This is a genomic window from Methanobrevibacter sp., assembly GCF_045586545.1.
Taxonomy (GTDB): domain Archaea; phylum Methanobacteriota; class Methanobacteria; order Methanobacteriales; family Methanobacteriaceae; genus Methanocatella.
The window spans coordinates 1-15,223 of sequence record NZ_JAZNAN010000085.1; the positions used below are offsets into that span (position 1 = coordinate 1).

Annotated in this window: 15 protein-coding genes; 11 read left to right on the plus strand and 4 right to left on the minus strand. The window is 33.7% G+C overall.

Going from position 1 to position 15,223, the window contains the following annotated elements:
* Window positions 1–309 precede the first annotated feature (309 nt).
* From polC to ACKI3D_RS06635, 8 genes are all read left to right on the plus strand, one after another.
* Window positions 310–3,621 carry a DNA polymerase II large subunit gene (polC, locus tag ACKI3D_RS06600; protein ID WP_407393118.1) on the plus strand — a complete coding sequence of 1,104 codons (3,312 nt, stop codon included), beginning with the start codon at window positions 310–312 and terminating at the stop codon, window positions 3,619–3,621.
* A 257-nt stretch (window positions 3,622–3,878) separates the two neighbouring features.
* Window positions 3,879–6,197 (plus strand): anaerobic ribonucleoside-triphosphate reductase, encoded by a 2,319-nt coding sequence (gene nrdD / locus ACKI3D_RS06605; protein ID WP_407393119.1) that lies wholly within the window; start codon window positions 3,879–3,881, stop codon window positions 6,195–6,197.
* A 258-nt stretch (window positions 6,198–6,455) separates the two neighbouring features.
* Window positions 6,456–6,746 (plus strand): 50S ribosomal protein L21e, encoded by a 291-nt coding sequence (locus ACKI3D_RS06610; RefSeq protein ID WP_407393121.1) that lies wholly within the window; start codon window positions 6,456–6,458, stop codon window positions 6,744–6,746.
* A gap of 5 nt (window positions 6,747–6,751) precedes the next feature.
* A complete protein-coding gene (locus ACKI3D_RS06615) occupies window positions 6,752–7,096 on the plus strand; it encodes an RNA polymerase Rpb4 family protein (RefSeq protein ID WP_407393123.1) in 345 nt (114 codons plus the stop codon).
* A 158-nt stretch (window positions 7,097–7,254) separates the two neighbouring features.
* A complete protein-coding gene (locus ACKI3D_RS06620) occupies window positions 7,255–7,884 on the plus strand; it encodes a DUF655 domain-containing protein (RefSeq protein WP_407393124.1) in 630 nt (209 codons plus the stop codon).
* Window positions 7,885–7,892: 8 nt separating this feature from the next.
* Window positions 7,893–8,756: a 16S rRNA (adenine(1518)-N(6)/adenine(1519)-N(6))-dimethyltransferase RsmA gene (gene rsmA / locus ACKI3D_RS06625; protein ID WP_407393126.1), complete on the plus strand. Its 864-nt coding sequence runs from the start codon at window positions 7,893–7,895 to the stop codon at window positions 8,754–8,756.
* A gap of 6 nt (window positions 8,757–8,762) precedes the next feature.
* Window positions 8,763–9,347: a HemK2/MTQ2 family protein methyltransferase gene (locus ACKI3D_RS06630; protein WP_407393127.1), complete on the plus strand. Its 585-nt coding sequence runs from the start codon at window positions 8,763–8,765 to the stop codon at window positions 9,345–9,347.
* Between the two features lie 12 nt (window positions 9,348–9,359).
* The gene (locus ACKI3D_RS06635; protein WP_407393128.1) at window positions 9,360–9,524 is read left to right on the plus strand and encodes a hypothetical protein; all 165 of its coding nucleotides are present in this window, start codon (window positions 9,360–9,362) and stop codon (window positions 9,522–9,524) included.
* A gap of 5 nt (window positions 9,525–9,529) precedes the next feature.
* Here the strand turns inward: ACKI3D_RS06635 and dapF are convergent, their stop codons facing one another.
* Window positions 9,530–10,390 (minus strand): diaminopimelate epimerase, encoded by an 861-nt coding sequence (dapF, locus tag ACKI3D_RS06640; RefSeq protein WP_407393130.1) that lies wholly within the window; start codon window positions 10,388–10,390, stop codon window positions 9,530–9,532.
* Window positions 10,391–10,399: 9 nt separating this feature from the next.
* On the minus strand, window positions 10,400–11,683 hold the full coding sequence (gene lysA / locus ACKI3D_RS06645) for a diaminopimelate decarboxylase (protein ID WP_407393132.1): 1,284 nt from the start codon (window positions 11,681–11,683) through the stop codon (window positions 10,400–10,402).
* 117 nt (window positions 11,684–11,800) lie between these two features.
* Between lysA and ACKI3D_RS06650 the strand changes: the two genes are divergently transcribed.
* A complete protein-coding gene (locus ACKI3D_RS06650; RefSeq protein WP_407393140.1) occupies window positions 11,801–12,205 on the plus strand; it encodes an NUDIX domain-containing protein in 405 nt (134 codons plus the stop codon).
* Here ACKI3D_RS06650 and ACKI3D_RS06655 read toward each other — a convergent pair.
* Both ACKI3D_RS06655 and ACKI3D_RS06660 read right to left on the minus strand, forming a co-directional pair.
* The gene (locus ACKI3D_RS06655) at window positions 12,202–12,900 is read right to left on the minus strand and encodes a hypothetical protein (RefSeq protein ID WP_407393133.1); all 699 of its coding nucleotides are present in this window, start codon (window positions 12,898–12,900) and stop codon (window positions 12,202–12,204) included. The two genes, ACKI3D_RS06650 and ACKI3D_RS06655, sit on opposite strands and share 4 nt — an antisense overlap.
* Before the next feature lie 9 nt (window positions 12,901–12,909).
* Window positions 12,910–14,070, minus strand: coding sequence for an acetylornithine transaminase (locus ACKI3D_RS06660; RefSeq protein ID WP_407393135.1), 1,161 nt, complete (start codon window positions 14,068–14,070; stop codon window positions 12,910–12,912).
* Between the two features lie 139 nt (window positions 14,071–14,209).
* Between ACKI3D_RS06660 and ACKI3D_RS06665 the strand changes: the two genes are divergently transcribed.
* Window positions 14,210–14,440, plus strand: coding sequence for a hypothetical protein (locus ACKI3D_RS06665; RefSeq protein WP_407393137.1), 231 nt, complete (start codon window positions 14,210–14,212; stop codon window positions 14,438–14,440).
* Between the two features lie 88 nt (window positions 14,441–14,528).
* A complete protein-coding gene (locus tag ACKI3D_RS06670; RefSeq protein WP_407393138.1) occupies window positions 14,529–14,960 on the plus strand; it encodes a peptidylprolyl isomerase in 432 nt (143 codons plus the stop codon).
* Window positions 14,961–15,223 lie beyond the last annotated feature (263 nt).

Genomic DNA, 15,223 nt, shown 5'->3' on the forward strand with positions numbered 1-15,223 from the left:
CAACTACCGGCTCATCAATAGCTTCCTCAACAACCTCTTCAACAGGCTCATCTTCAACTATTTCTTCTTTTTTAGGTCTATTTCTTATTTTATCTAAGTCTAATTTCACTTTTTGCCCATACATGGCATTTAATGGTTTATCATCTGACATTAATATCACCAAAATAGCAATAATAATTTAAAAATTCGACTACAATATACAACTAAAATATTTAATTTTAGTATATTTAAATATATGTTAGACAGTTTTTGAAAATTATTAATATTATGAAAATCAATAGATTATATGTTAGATTAATTTTGTAACTTGTGGCGATAACCATGGATTATTTCGATAGATTAGAAGCTGATACCCATCACCTATACGAAATAGCCAATGAAGCAAGATCTAAAGGGTTTGATGTTGAAACAAAAACAGAAGTACCTCTTGCAAAGGATTTGGCTGAAAGAGTGGAAGGGCTTGTTGGCCCTGAAGGTGTGGCTCAACGTATTAAAGAATTGGAAGTAGATATATCAAGGGAAGAAGTTGCTTTTGAAATTGCAGCTGAGATTGCATCCGGTAAGTTTGAACTTACCGGCGAGAAAGCAGAATGGAATGAAGAACAAAGATGCGACCAAGCACTAAGGACAGCACTTGCTATTCTTACTGAAGGGGTGGTAGCAGCACCTCTTGAAGGAATTTCTCAAGTGAAAATTAAGCAAAACTTCGATGGCACAAAATATATTGGAGTTTATTTTGCAGGACCTATTAGGAGTGCTGGGGGAACAGCTGCAGCATTAGCCGTTCTTTTAGGAGACAAAATCAGACAGGCAATTGGCATTGATGCATTTAAACCAATTGACGATGAAATCGAAAGATATGTAGAAGAAGTTGAATTATACGAATCAGAAGTTACAAATTTACAATACTCACCAACACCAGAAGAAGTGAGATTTGCTGCTAATCATATCCCTGTAGAAGTCTCAGGAGAGCAAACTGACCAAGTTGAAGTATCCCACAGAGATTTAGAACGTGTTGAAACAAACAACATTCGTGGTGGAGCGTTGCTTGCGATGGTAGAAGGAGTTATCCAAAAATCTAAAAAGATTCATAAAATTTCTAAAAAATTGGGTCTTGATTGGGAATGGCTTACTGAGTATTCAAAACCTAAAAAGGATGATTCTTCTAGTGACGACAGTGGGGATTCCGATATCATTGATGAACCAAAATATATTCAGGACATTATTGGTGGAAGACCTATTTTAGGATATCCTTCTGAAAAAGGAGGATTTAGATTAAGATATGGAAGATCAAGAAATACAGGTCTTGCTACAATGGGAGTCCACCCTGCAACAATGGCTTTGCTTGAATTTTTAGCTGTTGGAACACAATTGAAAATTGAATATCCTGGAAAGGGAAACTGTGTAGTGCCTGTTGATTCAATTGAAGGACCTATCGTTAAACTTAAAAATGGTGATGTGGTAGTTCTTGACTCTGTCAAAAAAGCGCGTGAAGTGAAAAAAGACGTTGTTGAAATTCTATTCCTGGGAGATATGCTTGTTGCATTTGGAGAGTTTTTAAGAAACAACCAACCTTTATATCCATCCGGATGGTGTGAAGAATGGTGGATTCAATTATTAATGAAAAGCGAAAAATTCGACAAAACCAACAATGATTTAGACCTACATAAGCTTGAATATGAATATCTCTCTTCAATTGAAGCTTTTACTTTATCCAAGAATTATGATATTCCTCTTCATCCAAAATACACTTATTGTTATAACGATGTAACTATCCAAGATTTAAATTCATTAATAGACTTGCTTGAAAAAGGCAAATCAACATACAAACAGGATGAAGGAATTAAATTAGATTTAGAATTCCCAAAAAGAACCCTTGAAATAATTGGTGTTCCACATATTGTTCGAGATGGAAAAATAATTATTGACAAAGATCATTCTTATGCACTTTTAGTAACTTTATCTAAAAAATTGCCTGAAAGAAAAACCACATTAGAAGCTTTAAATGAAGTTTCACCAGTGGAAATTAAAAATAAGGCACCAGCATACATTGGTACCCGTGTAGGTAGGCCTGAAAAATCAAAAGAAAGATTAATGAAACCTGCACCTCATGGATTAATACCAATTGGAAATAATGGTGGATCTAGAAGATTAGTTGCAACTGCTGCCAAAAAAGGAAATATTAAAGTTGAAATTTCCAGAAGAAAATGTACTAATCCTGAATGCGGAATCAGTTCATTTGGCTCACTTTGCCCAAAATGTGGCAGCCCGACTGAAATGGGAAAACCTTCACAAAAAAATATTCCTCTTGCGACTATGCTTAAAAAGGCATCCGATAATGTTAAAGTTAGAAGAGTGGATGATGTAAAAGGCGTAATCGGTATGATTTCCGAATCAAAATTGCCTGAACCTATTGAAAAAGGAATACTTAGAGCAAAGCATGGAGTATTTACTTTTAAAGATGGTACAATACGCCATGATTCAACTGATTTACCTTTAACCCATTTCATTCCAAAAGAAATTGGTGTTACAGTTGAAAAATTAAAAGAAATGGGCTATGAAAAAGATTGTTACGGAAACCCAATTGAAAATGAAGACCAAATTATCGAACTTAAAGTACAGGACATTGTTATTTCAGACAATTGTGGAGAATATTTGCTGCGTACAGCGCAATTTATTGATGATGAGCTTACAAGATACTATGATATGGAGCCATTCTATAACGTTAATGAAAAAAGCGATTTAATCGGCCATTTAGTAGCAGGTCTTGCACCCCACACTTCAGCAGGAGTTCTTGGAAGGATTGTTGGATTTACAAAAGCATTGGGCTGCTATGCTCATCCTTATTTCCATTCCGCAAAGCGTAGAAACTGCGATAGTGACGAAGATGCTATAATGTTGCTGTTGGATGCTTTAATCAACTTTTCAAAATCATACCTGCCGAATACTAGAGGAGGAAGTATGGATGCTCCTTTAGTTTTATCTTCAAGAATCGATCCTGAAGAGATAGATGATGAATCTCACAACTTAGATATCTTTGAAAGATTCCCTGTTGAATTTTATGAAAAAACATACAGTCCGCTTAAGCCCGCTGAGGTTCTTGAGTACATCGATAATGTTGAAATGCATTTAGGAACCCCTGAGCAATATGAAGGATTGATGTTTTCACACCACACTTCAAGCATTCATGCAGGACCTACAGTCTGTCTTTATAAGAGATTGCCGTCTATGAGAGAAAAAGTAGAGGCTCAAATCAGCCTTGCTGAAACCATCAGAGCCGTTGACCAAAGAGGAGTTGTTGAAAAAGTATTGTCTTCTCATTTCTTGCCAGATATTATGGGAAATTCCAGGGCATTTTCCAAGCAGAAGGTAAGATGTACAAAATGCGGTGCCAAGTATAGAAGAATGCCACTTACTGGAAAATGCAAATGCGGAGGCAATTTGATTCTTTCAGTTTCAAAAGGATCAGTTACAAAATACCTTGAAATATCCCAGGAGCTGGTTAATAGATATCCTGTTTCACATTACTTAAGACAACGTTTGGAAATTCAGGAATATGGTATTAACTCATTATTTGAAAGTGATAAATCCAAACAAAGTTCTTTAGACGTTTTCTTCTAAAAACTTTTTTATTACTTTACAAATGCTCTCGGACTTTTGATTTAATATAGTAATTATATAGTATATTTCAGAGTAAGGAAATATTGTTCGTAACAAGACGAACAATTTATATACTACCTCAATCAATGTATAATATAGATGTTCGTGTAAATACGAACGATTAATTATACAAGTCATTACAAATAGTATAACAGTTGCGAGGTTTATCGCAAAATTATACTTATATTTTAATAAACTAGGAAAATGGTGTGTTATAAATGGAAAGAACTTCAGAATTAGGAAAAAATTTAAATGAATCCGTTAAAATCAATGTAGAAAAAAATAACGGAATAAAAGAAAGATTCAGTTATGAAAAATTAGTAAAATCTTTAGTAATGGTTGAAACTCCATTCTTTGAGTCCGACAAAATTGTAGCTACTGTCGTTTCTCAACTATACGATGGAATTAAAACCAAAGAAATCAAAAAGATTGTATACGAATGTTTAGAAGACATTGACCCAGAAATTGCAAACAAATACTTAGCAAGCACACAATTAAAAGTACGTACTTCAAGAGACACTATTGAAGCGTTTGATTTATCCAAAATTGCTAACACTTTAATTGAAGAAACTGGTGCAAGTCAAGAAACTGCTTTTGAAATCGCAACTGAAACTTGGAAAGAACTCAAAAAATTAAATGTAGAATACTTAACCGCTCCGATGATCAGGGAAATGGTAAACACCAAATTGATTGAATACGGATTAGAAGACTTAAGAAGCCGTTACACTCGTTTGGGTATTCCAGTATACAACATTACCTCTTTAATTGAAAATGGTAACAGAGATAATGCAAACATGATTCACAACCCTGAAAGTATTCACAAACATGTAGCAGATGAAGCATTAAAACAATATGCACTTTTAAAAATGCTCCCTGCACATTTAGCTGACGCTCACATGTCTGGTGACATTCACATTCACGATTTAGAATTCTTCGCAGGAAGACCATTAAACTGTCTTCAACATGATATCAGAACATTCATTAGACACGGTCTTAAAGTAGACGGTACCGGTGACCACACTTCAATTGCAGGTGCACCAAACCACATGGAAACTTTAATGAACCACACTGGTGAAATCATGCTTGCAGCACAACAAAACATGTCCGGTGGACAATCAATGTCCCTTTGGAACGTGTTTGTTGCACCTTTCGCAAGAGGCAGAACCTATGAAGAAATCAAACAAGCTGTTCAAATGCTCATTTACAACTTGAACATGGCTTACGCTGCTCGTGGATCTCAAGTGCCATTCACAAGCATGGCATTAGAATTTGGTGTTCCTGACTTCTTAAAAGAAGAAACCGCATACGGTCCAAAAGGCGAAGTGGTTGGAACCTATGCTGACTTTGAAGATGAAACTAGATTAATTCAAAGAGCATTCACTGAAACCTTACTCGAAGGAGATAACGAAGGCAAACCTCACTTATTCCCAAATACTATTTACAGCCTACGTAAAGAAACAATGACCAGCGAATACGAAGATGACCTCCGTTTAGTTCACGAATTATCTGCAAAATACGGTTCATCCTACTTTGTAAACATGTTCCCTAAATACAGAGGAGAAATGGCAAACTACATGGGTTGTAGAACCTGTTTACAAGATAATTGGACTGGTGACTGGGAACAAGACTGTTTAAGAACCGGTAACCTTGCATATGTTACATTGAACTTGCCAAGAATCGGATATCAATCTAAAGATGAATCACAAGTATTCGAATACTTAGATGAATACATGGATTTAGCTGTTGAAACTTTAATGCTTAGAAGAGAACAAGGTTTAAAATGTTTAAATGATTTCCACATCTTGCCATTCTTAAAACAGGACGTCGACGGAGAACCTTACTACAGAATTGATAATTCAACCTTATCATTTGGTTTCGTTGGACTTAACGAAATGTTATTATCCCTATTCGGTGAAGGAATTGAAAACGGAGATGCAAACAAATTTGGTATAAAATGTATTGAATACATTAATGACAGAGCCAACCAATTAAAAGATGAAACTGGACTCAGATGGTCTGTTATACAAACCCCTGCTGAATCTACAGCTTACAGATTTGCAACTCTCGATAAAAAACAATTCGGAGACCAAGCTATCGTACAAGGTGAAGGAAATGCTAATTATTACACTAACTCTTCACATGTGCCAGTAAATACTGGACTTTCACTCATTGAAAAAATTAAAATCGAAGAGAAATACCATGGAATTACTCCTGGTGGACACATCTTCCATGCATTCATGGGAGAATCCTATTCCGATCCGGATTCACTAATGAGTTTAACTAACAAAATTGCAAGGAAATCCGATATCGGATTCTGGGCTTACAGCTCAGCATTAAGCTTCTGTTTAAAATGTAAGACTTTAATGAAAGGATTAAACAATGTTTGTCCTACCTGTGGTGAAAAAGAAGATGTAGAATGGTATGATAGGATTACCGGATACGTTCAACAAGTTGGACGTGCAAAATCTGCATCTGGAGGATGGAACCCAGGTAAACGTCAAGAATTAATTGACAGAAGAAGATTCGAAGATAACTAATTTAGTTATCTTCAACACACCATTTTTTTAACACCAAACCATCAATATTTTAATTTTTAAAAAAATTTAAAATTTCATCAAAACCATTAAAAAACTAAAAGTATATTAATACCATTAAACTAAAATTATAATATTATCATATCACTGATGGTAATAGTTATTTTCACATTCTATGTTACTAGTATTTATGGGCTTTTTAATACTAGGTCGCTGATAACATAGATTTATACCCAGACTGAACTGATTAGAGGTTATATAATGCAAAGATCAAGAGGATTAAAAAGTAGATCAAGAAAAAAAATGACTAAGGTACAAAGACCGGGTAGAACTAACCCAATTACTAACAGACTCCAAAGATTTGAAGAAGGAGATTTAGTTCACATTACTATTAACCCAAGTATCCAAAAAGGACAACCTGCTCCTAGATTCCACGGTAAAACTGGAAAAGTTATCGGTCAAAAAGGAAAAGCATACATTGTTTCTTTAAAAGATGGAAACAAACCTAAAGAGTTAATAGTAAGACCTGATCACTTAAAATTACAAAACTGATTACTATGATTGGAAAAGAGATTATCGAAAGCGAACCTATTTCAGGTGCAGAAGTAAAAGAAATTATTGAAAATTTCTCTGAAGAGAATGATTTAAATTATGAACAAAATCTTACAATAAACCATCTTGCAAGATTTAAAAGATACTCTCTTGAAGATACAAAAGAAATTATTGAAAAACTCCAAGACGAGTTTAATTTAAGACCAAAAGTCGCTGTTCATATTGTTGATTTAGTTCCTAAAGATTTAGCAGATATGAGATTAATTTTTGCTAAAGAACCAACCAAAATTGACGCAGATGAAATGAAAAAAATTCTTGAACTTTTAGAACAATATGATGTTGAAGAATAGTTTTTTTAACTATTCACTTTTTTTTATTATTTTTTAATTATTCTATTTTAAAAATAACTATTTTTTAGATATCTTTATTACACTTAAAAAATAAATTTATAAATAAGTTTATATTATAGCTAATCAATGTTATAAAAAAACTGATAGTGAGTGATAATATGGATAGCAGAAATAGAAGAGATAAAAAACCAGCAGTAAAAAAAGAAGAATATGCTGTTGTACTCGATTATTTAAGTCGAGGATATGTTAAGTCTGATATGTCTAAATTCGGAGGCAAACCTATTGCTCAAGCTATTGGTACAGAATATTTCACTTTACTTGAATTAGCTCCTAAAAATGGTGTTGATTTAGAAATACAGGACACCGTATATATTGGAAAAGGAAAAAGAGATAAAATCTACAGAGTCCTTGGAAAATTAGATTTCGAAAATCTTACTGCAACAAGTAGAATAGAACTTGATTATGCAATTCGTGATATTGTAGAGGCAAATGAAGAAAAATTCGTGAACTTCTTCAATACCACTGAGTCAATAAGTACAAGACAACACTCATTAGAATTAATTCCTGGAATAGGTAAAAAATACATGTGGGACATTATTAAAGCTAGAGAAGAAAAACCGTTTGAATCTTTTGAAGACATATCCAAAAGACTTCCAACCTTAGCTGATCCTGCAGGCATGATAGTAAATAGAATTAAACAAGAATTGGATACAACAACCCCTAGAAGAGGAAAGAACAGATATTACATATTTACTCAAGCTCCAAGAAGGCCTAGAAATTCAAGATAAGTGATAAATTGACTGGTGAAAATTCCCAATCCCTTGCTAAAATAACTAAAAACATTTTAAACAAAAATGGGATAAAGTTAAACAAAAATCTTGGTCAAAATTATTTAATTGATAAAAATAAAAGAGACCAAATAATTAACTTTGGAGACATCACAAAAGAAGATGTTATATTGGAAATTGGGACTGGAATTGGAACACTGACAATTGAACTTGCCAAAAGAGCTCGAAAGGTAATAGCTATCGAACAAGACACTAAAATTTATGAAATTTTAGCCAAAAGACTTAAAGACGAAAAAATAGATAATGTAGAACTAATAAATGATGATGCACTAAAAGTTGAATTTCCGCAATTCAACAAAATCATCTCTAATCTACCTTATCAAATCTCATCACCAATAACTTTTAAATTCCTAGAATATGATTTTGATTTAGCTATTTTAATGTATCAAAAGGAATTTGCCGATAGAATGAATGGCGAAGTTGGTACTAAAAATTATTCTAGACTTTCTGCAATGCTTTATTTTAAATGTGACGTTGAAACATTGGCTAATGTAAGCTCTGAAAGTTTTATTCCAAAGCCACAAATTGATTCTACTGTTGTTAAATTAACTCCAAAAGAAAATAAAATTTCTGATGAAGACTTTGAAACTTATTCTAAATTTACAAAGGCTCTTTTCCAGCATAGAAATAAAAAAATCAAAAATGCACTTATTGATTCAAGACATGAAATCTGCAATTTAGATAAAAAAGAAATGAAAAAAAGACTTAATGAACTTGAACTGGACGAATACTACAAAAAAAGAGTGACTGTGCTTTCACCTGAAGACATTCTATTTTTATCCAAAGAAATTAATGCAAAATTAAGTGAGTAGATTATTATGCCCGATTTTATAATTAACACTGACGATAATGTTTATATTCCTGCCGAAGACAGCTACTTATTAGCTGATAATCTGCAAATTAAGCCTGGACAAAGTGTTTTGGAAATCGGTACAGGATCCGGAATCGTTGCATTGTATGCTTCAAAATTAACCGATAATATTACCGTGACAGATATAAACTTAGATGCCTGCCTTCTGGCGGAGAAAAATTTTAAGGAAAACAACGTTGAAAATATTGAAGTTTTATTTGGAAATTTATTCGAACCTGTAAAAAATAGAAAGTTTGATGTAATTTTATTTAATACTCCATATCTACCTACCGAAGAAGATGAAGTTTTAGAGGACACTATAAATTATGCATTCGACGGTGGATTAAATGGTAGGAAAGTAATAGATCTGTTCTTAAATGAAGTGTCAAATCATTTAAATGATAGAGGAATTGTTCAGATGATACAGTCTTCACTTTCAGGCAATGAAGAGACACTAGAAAAATTTGACCGATTAGGATTTATTGCTGAAATTGCTGCAACAGAACACTTCTTTTTTGAAGACATAACCTTAATCAATGCTTATAAAATATAATATGGTGAAAATATGGAAGAATGGAAAAAATCAGTTTTAATAGGTGTTATACTATTAGTTCTTGCAATAATATTTGCAATACTTAGAACCGGATTTAACATTTGGATAATACTAATAATAATCCTTGCAGTAGTTGACATTATTTTTGGATTATTGCGAAAGAAAAAAGGAGTATAGGAGAATTAGAATTCTCCATCAAAAACAAGTTCTGCTGGACCTTCCATGAAGGCTCCAAGAGAATCTTCTTTTTCATATACATTGAATTTTAAGTCACCGCCAGGTAAATGTAGCAATACATTGCTATCAAATAAACCAAGCTTATATCCGGAGATGGCGGTTGAGGTTGCACCAGTACCGCAAGCTAGGGTAACGCCTGCTCCACGTTCCCAAGTAATCATTTTACCTTCGTTTTCAGAAATGACTTCTACAAAGTGCACATTGATTTTTTCAGGGAATACTTCATGAGCTTCAATGGCAGGACCATATTTGTTGATGTCAACATCGTCTACATTATCAACGAATATTATTGCATGAGGATTTCCAACACTAATTGCTGTTAAGTTAAAGGTGGCATCTAAGACCTCCAACTTGCCATCTAAAAATTCATCCTTATCGCTGGTCATCGGAATTTCAGGGGTTTTGAATGTTGATAATCCCATGTCAACTTTGAATAATACTGGTTCGTCGTTTTCTAAGGTAATTTCAATTGTTTTGATTCCTGCTCTTGTCTCAACAGTCATCTTATCTTGTTTTAAAATACCTTTTCTGTAGACAAAGTCTCCAAAGCATCTTATCCCGTTTCCGCACATTTCAGCTTCGCTTCCATCAGGATTGAACATTCTGTATCCAATGTCAGCTACTTCGGAAGGTTCGACGAACAATACTCCATCTCCACCTACTCCAAAGTTTCTGTGACATAATATTCTACATGCTTCTGGTTTGTCTGCTTCTGGAATAACTTCTCCATCAAATTCATTGATGATTGGGAAGTCATTGCCGATTCCATGCATTTTTGAAAATTTTAATCCTTTTAAATCTACCATATTATCAACTTATTTTAAATGTGGTGGAATGCTTTGTTTTGCATATAAATCTTCAAAGGTTTCTCTTTCACGTACAAGTGAGCATTTTCCATCAGTTACAAGAACTTCGGATGCCAATGGCCTTGAGTTGTAGTTTGAAGACATTGTAAATCCATATGCTCCTGCATTTAATATACCTAAAACATCACCCTCTTCTACATCAGGCATTGGTCTGTCACGTGCGAATAAATCTCCAGATTCACAAACATTTCCGGCAATGTCCACTTCTTGAGTGTTTTCTGCATCCATTTTGCCTGCATCAACAATGTGGTGGTATGAATCATACATTGCTGGTCTTAAAAGTGTGTGGAAACCTGCATCTACACCTATGAATTTTCTGTAACTTTGTTTTACGCTGTTAACTGTTACTAAAAGCACACTTGCATCTCCAACGATGTATCTTCCAGGCTCTAAATACATTGTAGGATTGCCCATATCATACTGTTCGAGTTTTTCTTTAAATAATCCGACATTAACTTCTGCGAATTTATCTAAATCCACAATGTTTTCCTCCGGAGTGTAAGGAATTCCTACACCTCCACCAAAGTCAACGAATTCGAAATCTATTCCAGCTTCCTGGTGAACTTTACCTGCAATATCCATTGTGGATTCAATAGCCAATTTGAATGGTTCTGGGTCTAGGATACCTGAACCAATGTGAGAGTGCATACCGATTGGATTGAAACCTAATTCTTTTGCCATTTCATATACTTCAACAGCTTCATTATCCATTATACCAAATTTACTCATCACTCCGCCGGTGATACAGTGGTCATGGTGTCCTGCACCTACCATTGGGTTTACTCTGAATGATATTTTTAATCCTTCAGGATCAACTACACTTGCCAATCTTTTTAATGCTGAAACAGAGTCTATGTTTAAAACGGCACCTTCATCATGGACGAATTTCAATTCCTCATTGGTAATGTTGTTGCCTGTAAATAATATCCTATCTCCTGAAAATCCGAGCATTTTTGAGATGTGAACTTCTCCAGGTGAAACTGCATCAATACAACAACCTTCAGACTCTAAAATTTTCATCACTGCAAGGTTGGTGTTAGCTTTACATGCATAGAATACTTTAAAATCAGGATAATATTTTGAAAAAGCTGAATAAAATCTATTATAATTATCTCTTATCCTATTTTCATCAATTACATAGGTTGGAGTTCCAAATTCTTCTGCAATATCAATTGCATCCGCTCCACCAATATCTAAGTGGTTTTTATCGTTTACTTTAATATTTAAATCCATAATTAAAACTCCTAAAAAAGTTACATTATGTATTTAGTTATGTATTTTAAGTTATTTAATGCTATTGAAGGAAAAGCTTTTTCCGTTCAAATTATTTAATAGAAAACTAAAAATATTATTATGAAAGGATATGGACTTACCGTTAGAGGAGTAATCAAAAACGATTCGGGCGAAATTTTGATTGTCAAAAGGCATCCCAAAAGCAAAACTGACCCTGAAATGTGGGAATTGCCTGGAGGAAAAGTGGAAAAAGGAGAACATTTTGCTGATGCACTTGTCCGAGAAATTAAAGAAGAAACAAACCTTGATGTTAATGTTGGAGACTTTTGTGAAGCTGTTCAAAATGATTATATGCACAAAAGAACCGTACAGCTGATGATGTATCTAGATGATGTTGAAGGCAACGTTAAAATAAGTGATGAACATACAGAGTTCATGTGGGCTAGTTTAAAAAAAATAAAAGAATTAGAGATTTCAACATCTCTTAAAAAACTATTGGAAAAGAAGGATTGGGAAATCTAATTGATATCCTTAATTCTCAATTTCCCCTCTCCGCAGTTAGGGCATGGGGAGAATTCTTTTAGAATCTGGATTTTATTTCCGCAATTTGGACAAATGTCTCCGGGGTTGTTAATGAAAACAGTCAAATCATTAGTGTGATCGTGCAATACAGATTTGATTTCATCATCACTTAGATTATCGCTGTTTTCAACGATTACGAATTTATTAATCTGTTTTGAGCAATCCCTACAGTAATATCCATAATATTTGCCCCAAAACTTATTACTTATTTTATCCAATGCATCATAATTGAAAATTGAATCGTCAACCAAAAATTCATCATTTTTATCGACGACGAAAACCTTTTCCATTTTTAAAGACAATTCTTCACCGCATTCAATGCAATTTTGGAATTTAGGGTCGAATTCTATGATTTTATGGGCATCATTATAATTTTCCAAAAGCTGAATGATGGCTTCTCTGGATACATCAGTGTCTATTTTTCTAATATCAAACTTTAAGATAACATTTTCACAGTTATAGCAGTAGTACTGATAAACTCCACCTGAAAGCAGGGATTGTGAAGCTTCATGTGATGATACTTCATTTAAAGCATCAACATGAAGATATCCATCTACATCCACCCAGAAAATGCCGGAGGAATCCTGAAATTCGAATTCACATTTATCGCATGAATACAAAGTTTGAATTGTCATTTTAAAAACCTATAATATTTCATCTAAAGCTTTAATGAACTCATCAATTTCGGCTTTTGTAATTATTAATGGTGGAACAAATCTTAAAACCTTGTCTGCAGTACAGTTGATTAAAAATCCTGCTTCTCTTAGTTTGTCAACATATTCGGCACCAGGTTTGGTTAGCTCTAAACCAACCATCAATCCTTTACCTCTCACGTCGGCTATGATTTCCTTATCTAATTTTTTAAGCTCTTCGATGAAGTAATTTCCAACTTCATTGACATTATTCAGGATGTTTTCTTCATCAAATGTATCCAATACTGCGTTGGCGGCTGCACAAACTAATGGTCCTCCTCCGAAAGTGGTTCCATGATCTCCTGGCACGAATGCTCCAGCTACCTTTTCTGTTGCAAGAATTCCGCCCATAGGAACTCCTCCACCGATTCCTTTAGCCATGGTCATTATGTCAGGTTTTACATCGAACAATTCATGAGCAAATAATGTTCCGCATCTTCCAAAACCTGTTTGAACTTCATCAACAATGAAAACAATGTCTTTTTCATGGCAGATTTCTTCAATTTGCTTTAAGTAATCCTTATCTGGAACATTGACTCCACCTTCACCCTGAATAGGCTCGACAATGATAGCTGCAGTATTTTCTGTAATGGCCTCTTTGATTGCATCGATGTCATTGTATGGTACGTTGATGAATCCTTTTGGCAAAATGCATTTGAACGGTTCATGATAATGCTCATGTCCTGTTGCTGCAAGTGTCATTATTGTTCTTCCATGGAATGAATCGACAGTGGATATTACTTCACTCTTTCCAGTGTATTTGATAGCTAGCTTGATAGCACCTTCGTTTGCCTCAGCTCCGCTGTTTGCATAAAATATTCTATCGAAACCTGTTTTGTCAATTAACTTTTTAGCATATATCAAAGCTGGTTCGTTATAGTAGATACTTGAAATGTGAATCAGCTTTTCTGCTTGATCCTGTATTGCTTTTACAAGTTTAGGGTGATTATGACCTAAAGCATTAACTGCAATACCTGCAAACATGTCTATGTATTCATTACCATCAATGTCAGTTACTTTAACACCTTCACCATGGTCTAAAACGATTGGTTGTCTTGTGAAAGTGTTAATGAAATAATCATCTTCAATTTTAATTAATTCTTGAGTGTTCATCTTATCTCCTTAAACTATTCAATCACTAATATTTTAGATTTCATTTATAATAAATACTTCCAAAAAGGAAATAAAATGTTTAAATAATTTTAAAATTAGATATCTTAATAACTTAAAAAAAAGGAAAGGGAGGAAAATAATGGCAAAGAAAAATCTGATAATTGCATTGATTCTTTCATTCATATGGTCAGGATTAGGATTAATCTATGCTGATGATATGAAAAAAGGAATCATATTGGCTGTGCTAGCTGTAATATTCTATATATTGATGTATTACGTGAGCCAAATATTTGGTATGCTTGTATTCATTGTATGGGTCTATTCCATGTATGCAACTTACAAACAAGTTAAAGCAGTGAACGGAGAATGAAAACAATGTTTTTATTCTCTTCTTTTTTTAATGAAAAACTATTTAATCATTAATAGTAATAATATTATTTAAAATAAAAGGTGATAAAATGAAAGTCGCTATAATCGAAACTGATAAAGGAAATATCGAATTAGAATTATTCCCAAATGAAGCTCCAGGTACTGTAGCTAACTTTGAAAAATTAATCAACGAAGGTTTCTATGACGGCCTAACCTTCCACAGAGTAATTCCAAACTTTGTAATTCAAGGAGGTTGTCCTATTGGAAACGGTACCGGTGGACCTGGTTACACTATCAAATGTGAAACTGAAGGAAACCCTCACAAACATGGTACCGGCGCATTATCAATGGCACACGCAGGTAAAGACACTGGCGGAAGCCAATTCTTCATTACACACTGCCCACAACCACACTTAGACGGAGTACACACAGTATTCGGTCAAGTTATCAAAGGTCAGGATGTTGTTGATGCAATTCAACAAGGCGATGTAATGAACAAAGTGACTATTGAAGAAAGATAACTTATCTTTCAACTTCTTTTTTTATTTTTACCTATGAATATTCATTTAAACTGGTTTTAAAGGAAAAATTGTCTGAGTTCGAAAAATTATCCTCATTTAAAACTGCTTATTTTAAATATTAAACCAATCATATCACTATTTAACATTGTCAAATTGAACATTATAATTCTATTAATTTTATATCAAAATCAATATTTATTAATTCATAGGGATTTATTTTGGAATATACTTGTAGAATTACATTAATATTACAAAATTGATGT

Coding starts and splice junctions, on each gene's coding strand:
- ACKI3D_RS06660 (WP_407393135.1), bottom strand. CDS start 14,070: ATGAACACTCAAGAATTAATTAAAATTGAAGATGATTATTTCATTAAC.
- ACKI3D_RS06615 (WP_407393123.1), top strand. CDS start 6,752: ATGATTGGAAAAGAGATTATCGAAAGCGAACCTATTTCAGGTGCAGAA.
- ACKI3D_RS06620 (WP_407393124.1), top strand. CDS start 7,255: ATGGATAGCAGAAATAGAAGAGATAAAAAACCAGCAGTAAAAAAAGAA.
- ACKI3D_RS06670 (WP_407393138.1), top strand. CDS start 14,529: ATGAAAGTCGCTATAATCGAAACTGATAAAGGAAATATCGAATTAGAA.
- ACKI3D_RS06655 (WP_407393133.1), bottom strand. CDS start 12,900: ATGACAATTCAAACTTTGTATTCATGCGATAAATGTGAATTCGAATTT.
- dapF (WP_407393130.1), bottom strand. CDS start 10,390: ATGGTAGATTTAAAAGGATTAAAATTTTCAAAAATGCATGGAATCGGC.
- ACKI3D_RS06610 (WP_407393121.1), top strand. CDS start 6,456: ATGCAAAGATCAAGAGGATTAAAAAGTAGATCAAGAAAAAAAATGACT.
- lysA (WP_407393132.1), bottom strand. CDS start 11,683: ATGGATTTAAATATTAAAGTAAACGATAAAAACCACTTAGATATTGGT.
- ACKI3D_RS06630 (WP_407393127.1), top strand. CDS start 8,763: ATGCCCGATTTTATAATTAACACTGACGATAATGTTTATATTCCTGCC.
- ACKI3D_RS06665 (WP_407393137.1), top strand. CDS start 14,210: ATGGCAAAGAAAAATCTGATAATTGCATTGATTCTTTCATTCATATGG.
- ACKI3D_RS06635 (WP_407393128.1), top strand. CDS start 9,360: ATGGAAGAATGGAAAAAATCAGTTTTAATAGGTGTTATACTATTAGTT.
- nrdD (WP_407393119.1), top strand. CDS start 3,879: ATGGAAAGAACTTCAGAATTAGGAAAAAATTTAAATGAATCCGTTAAA.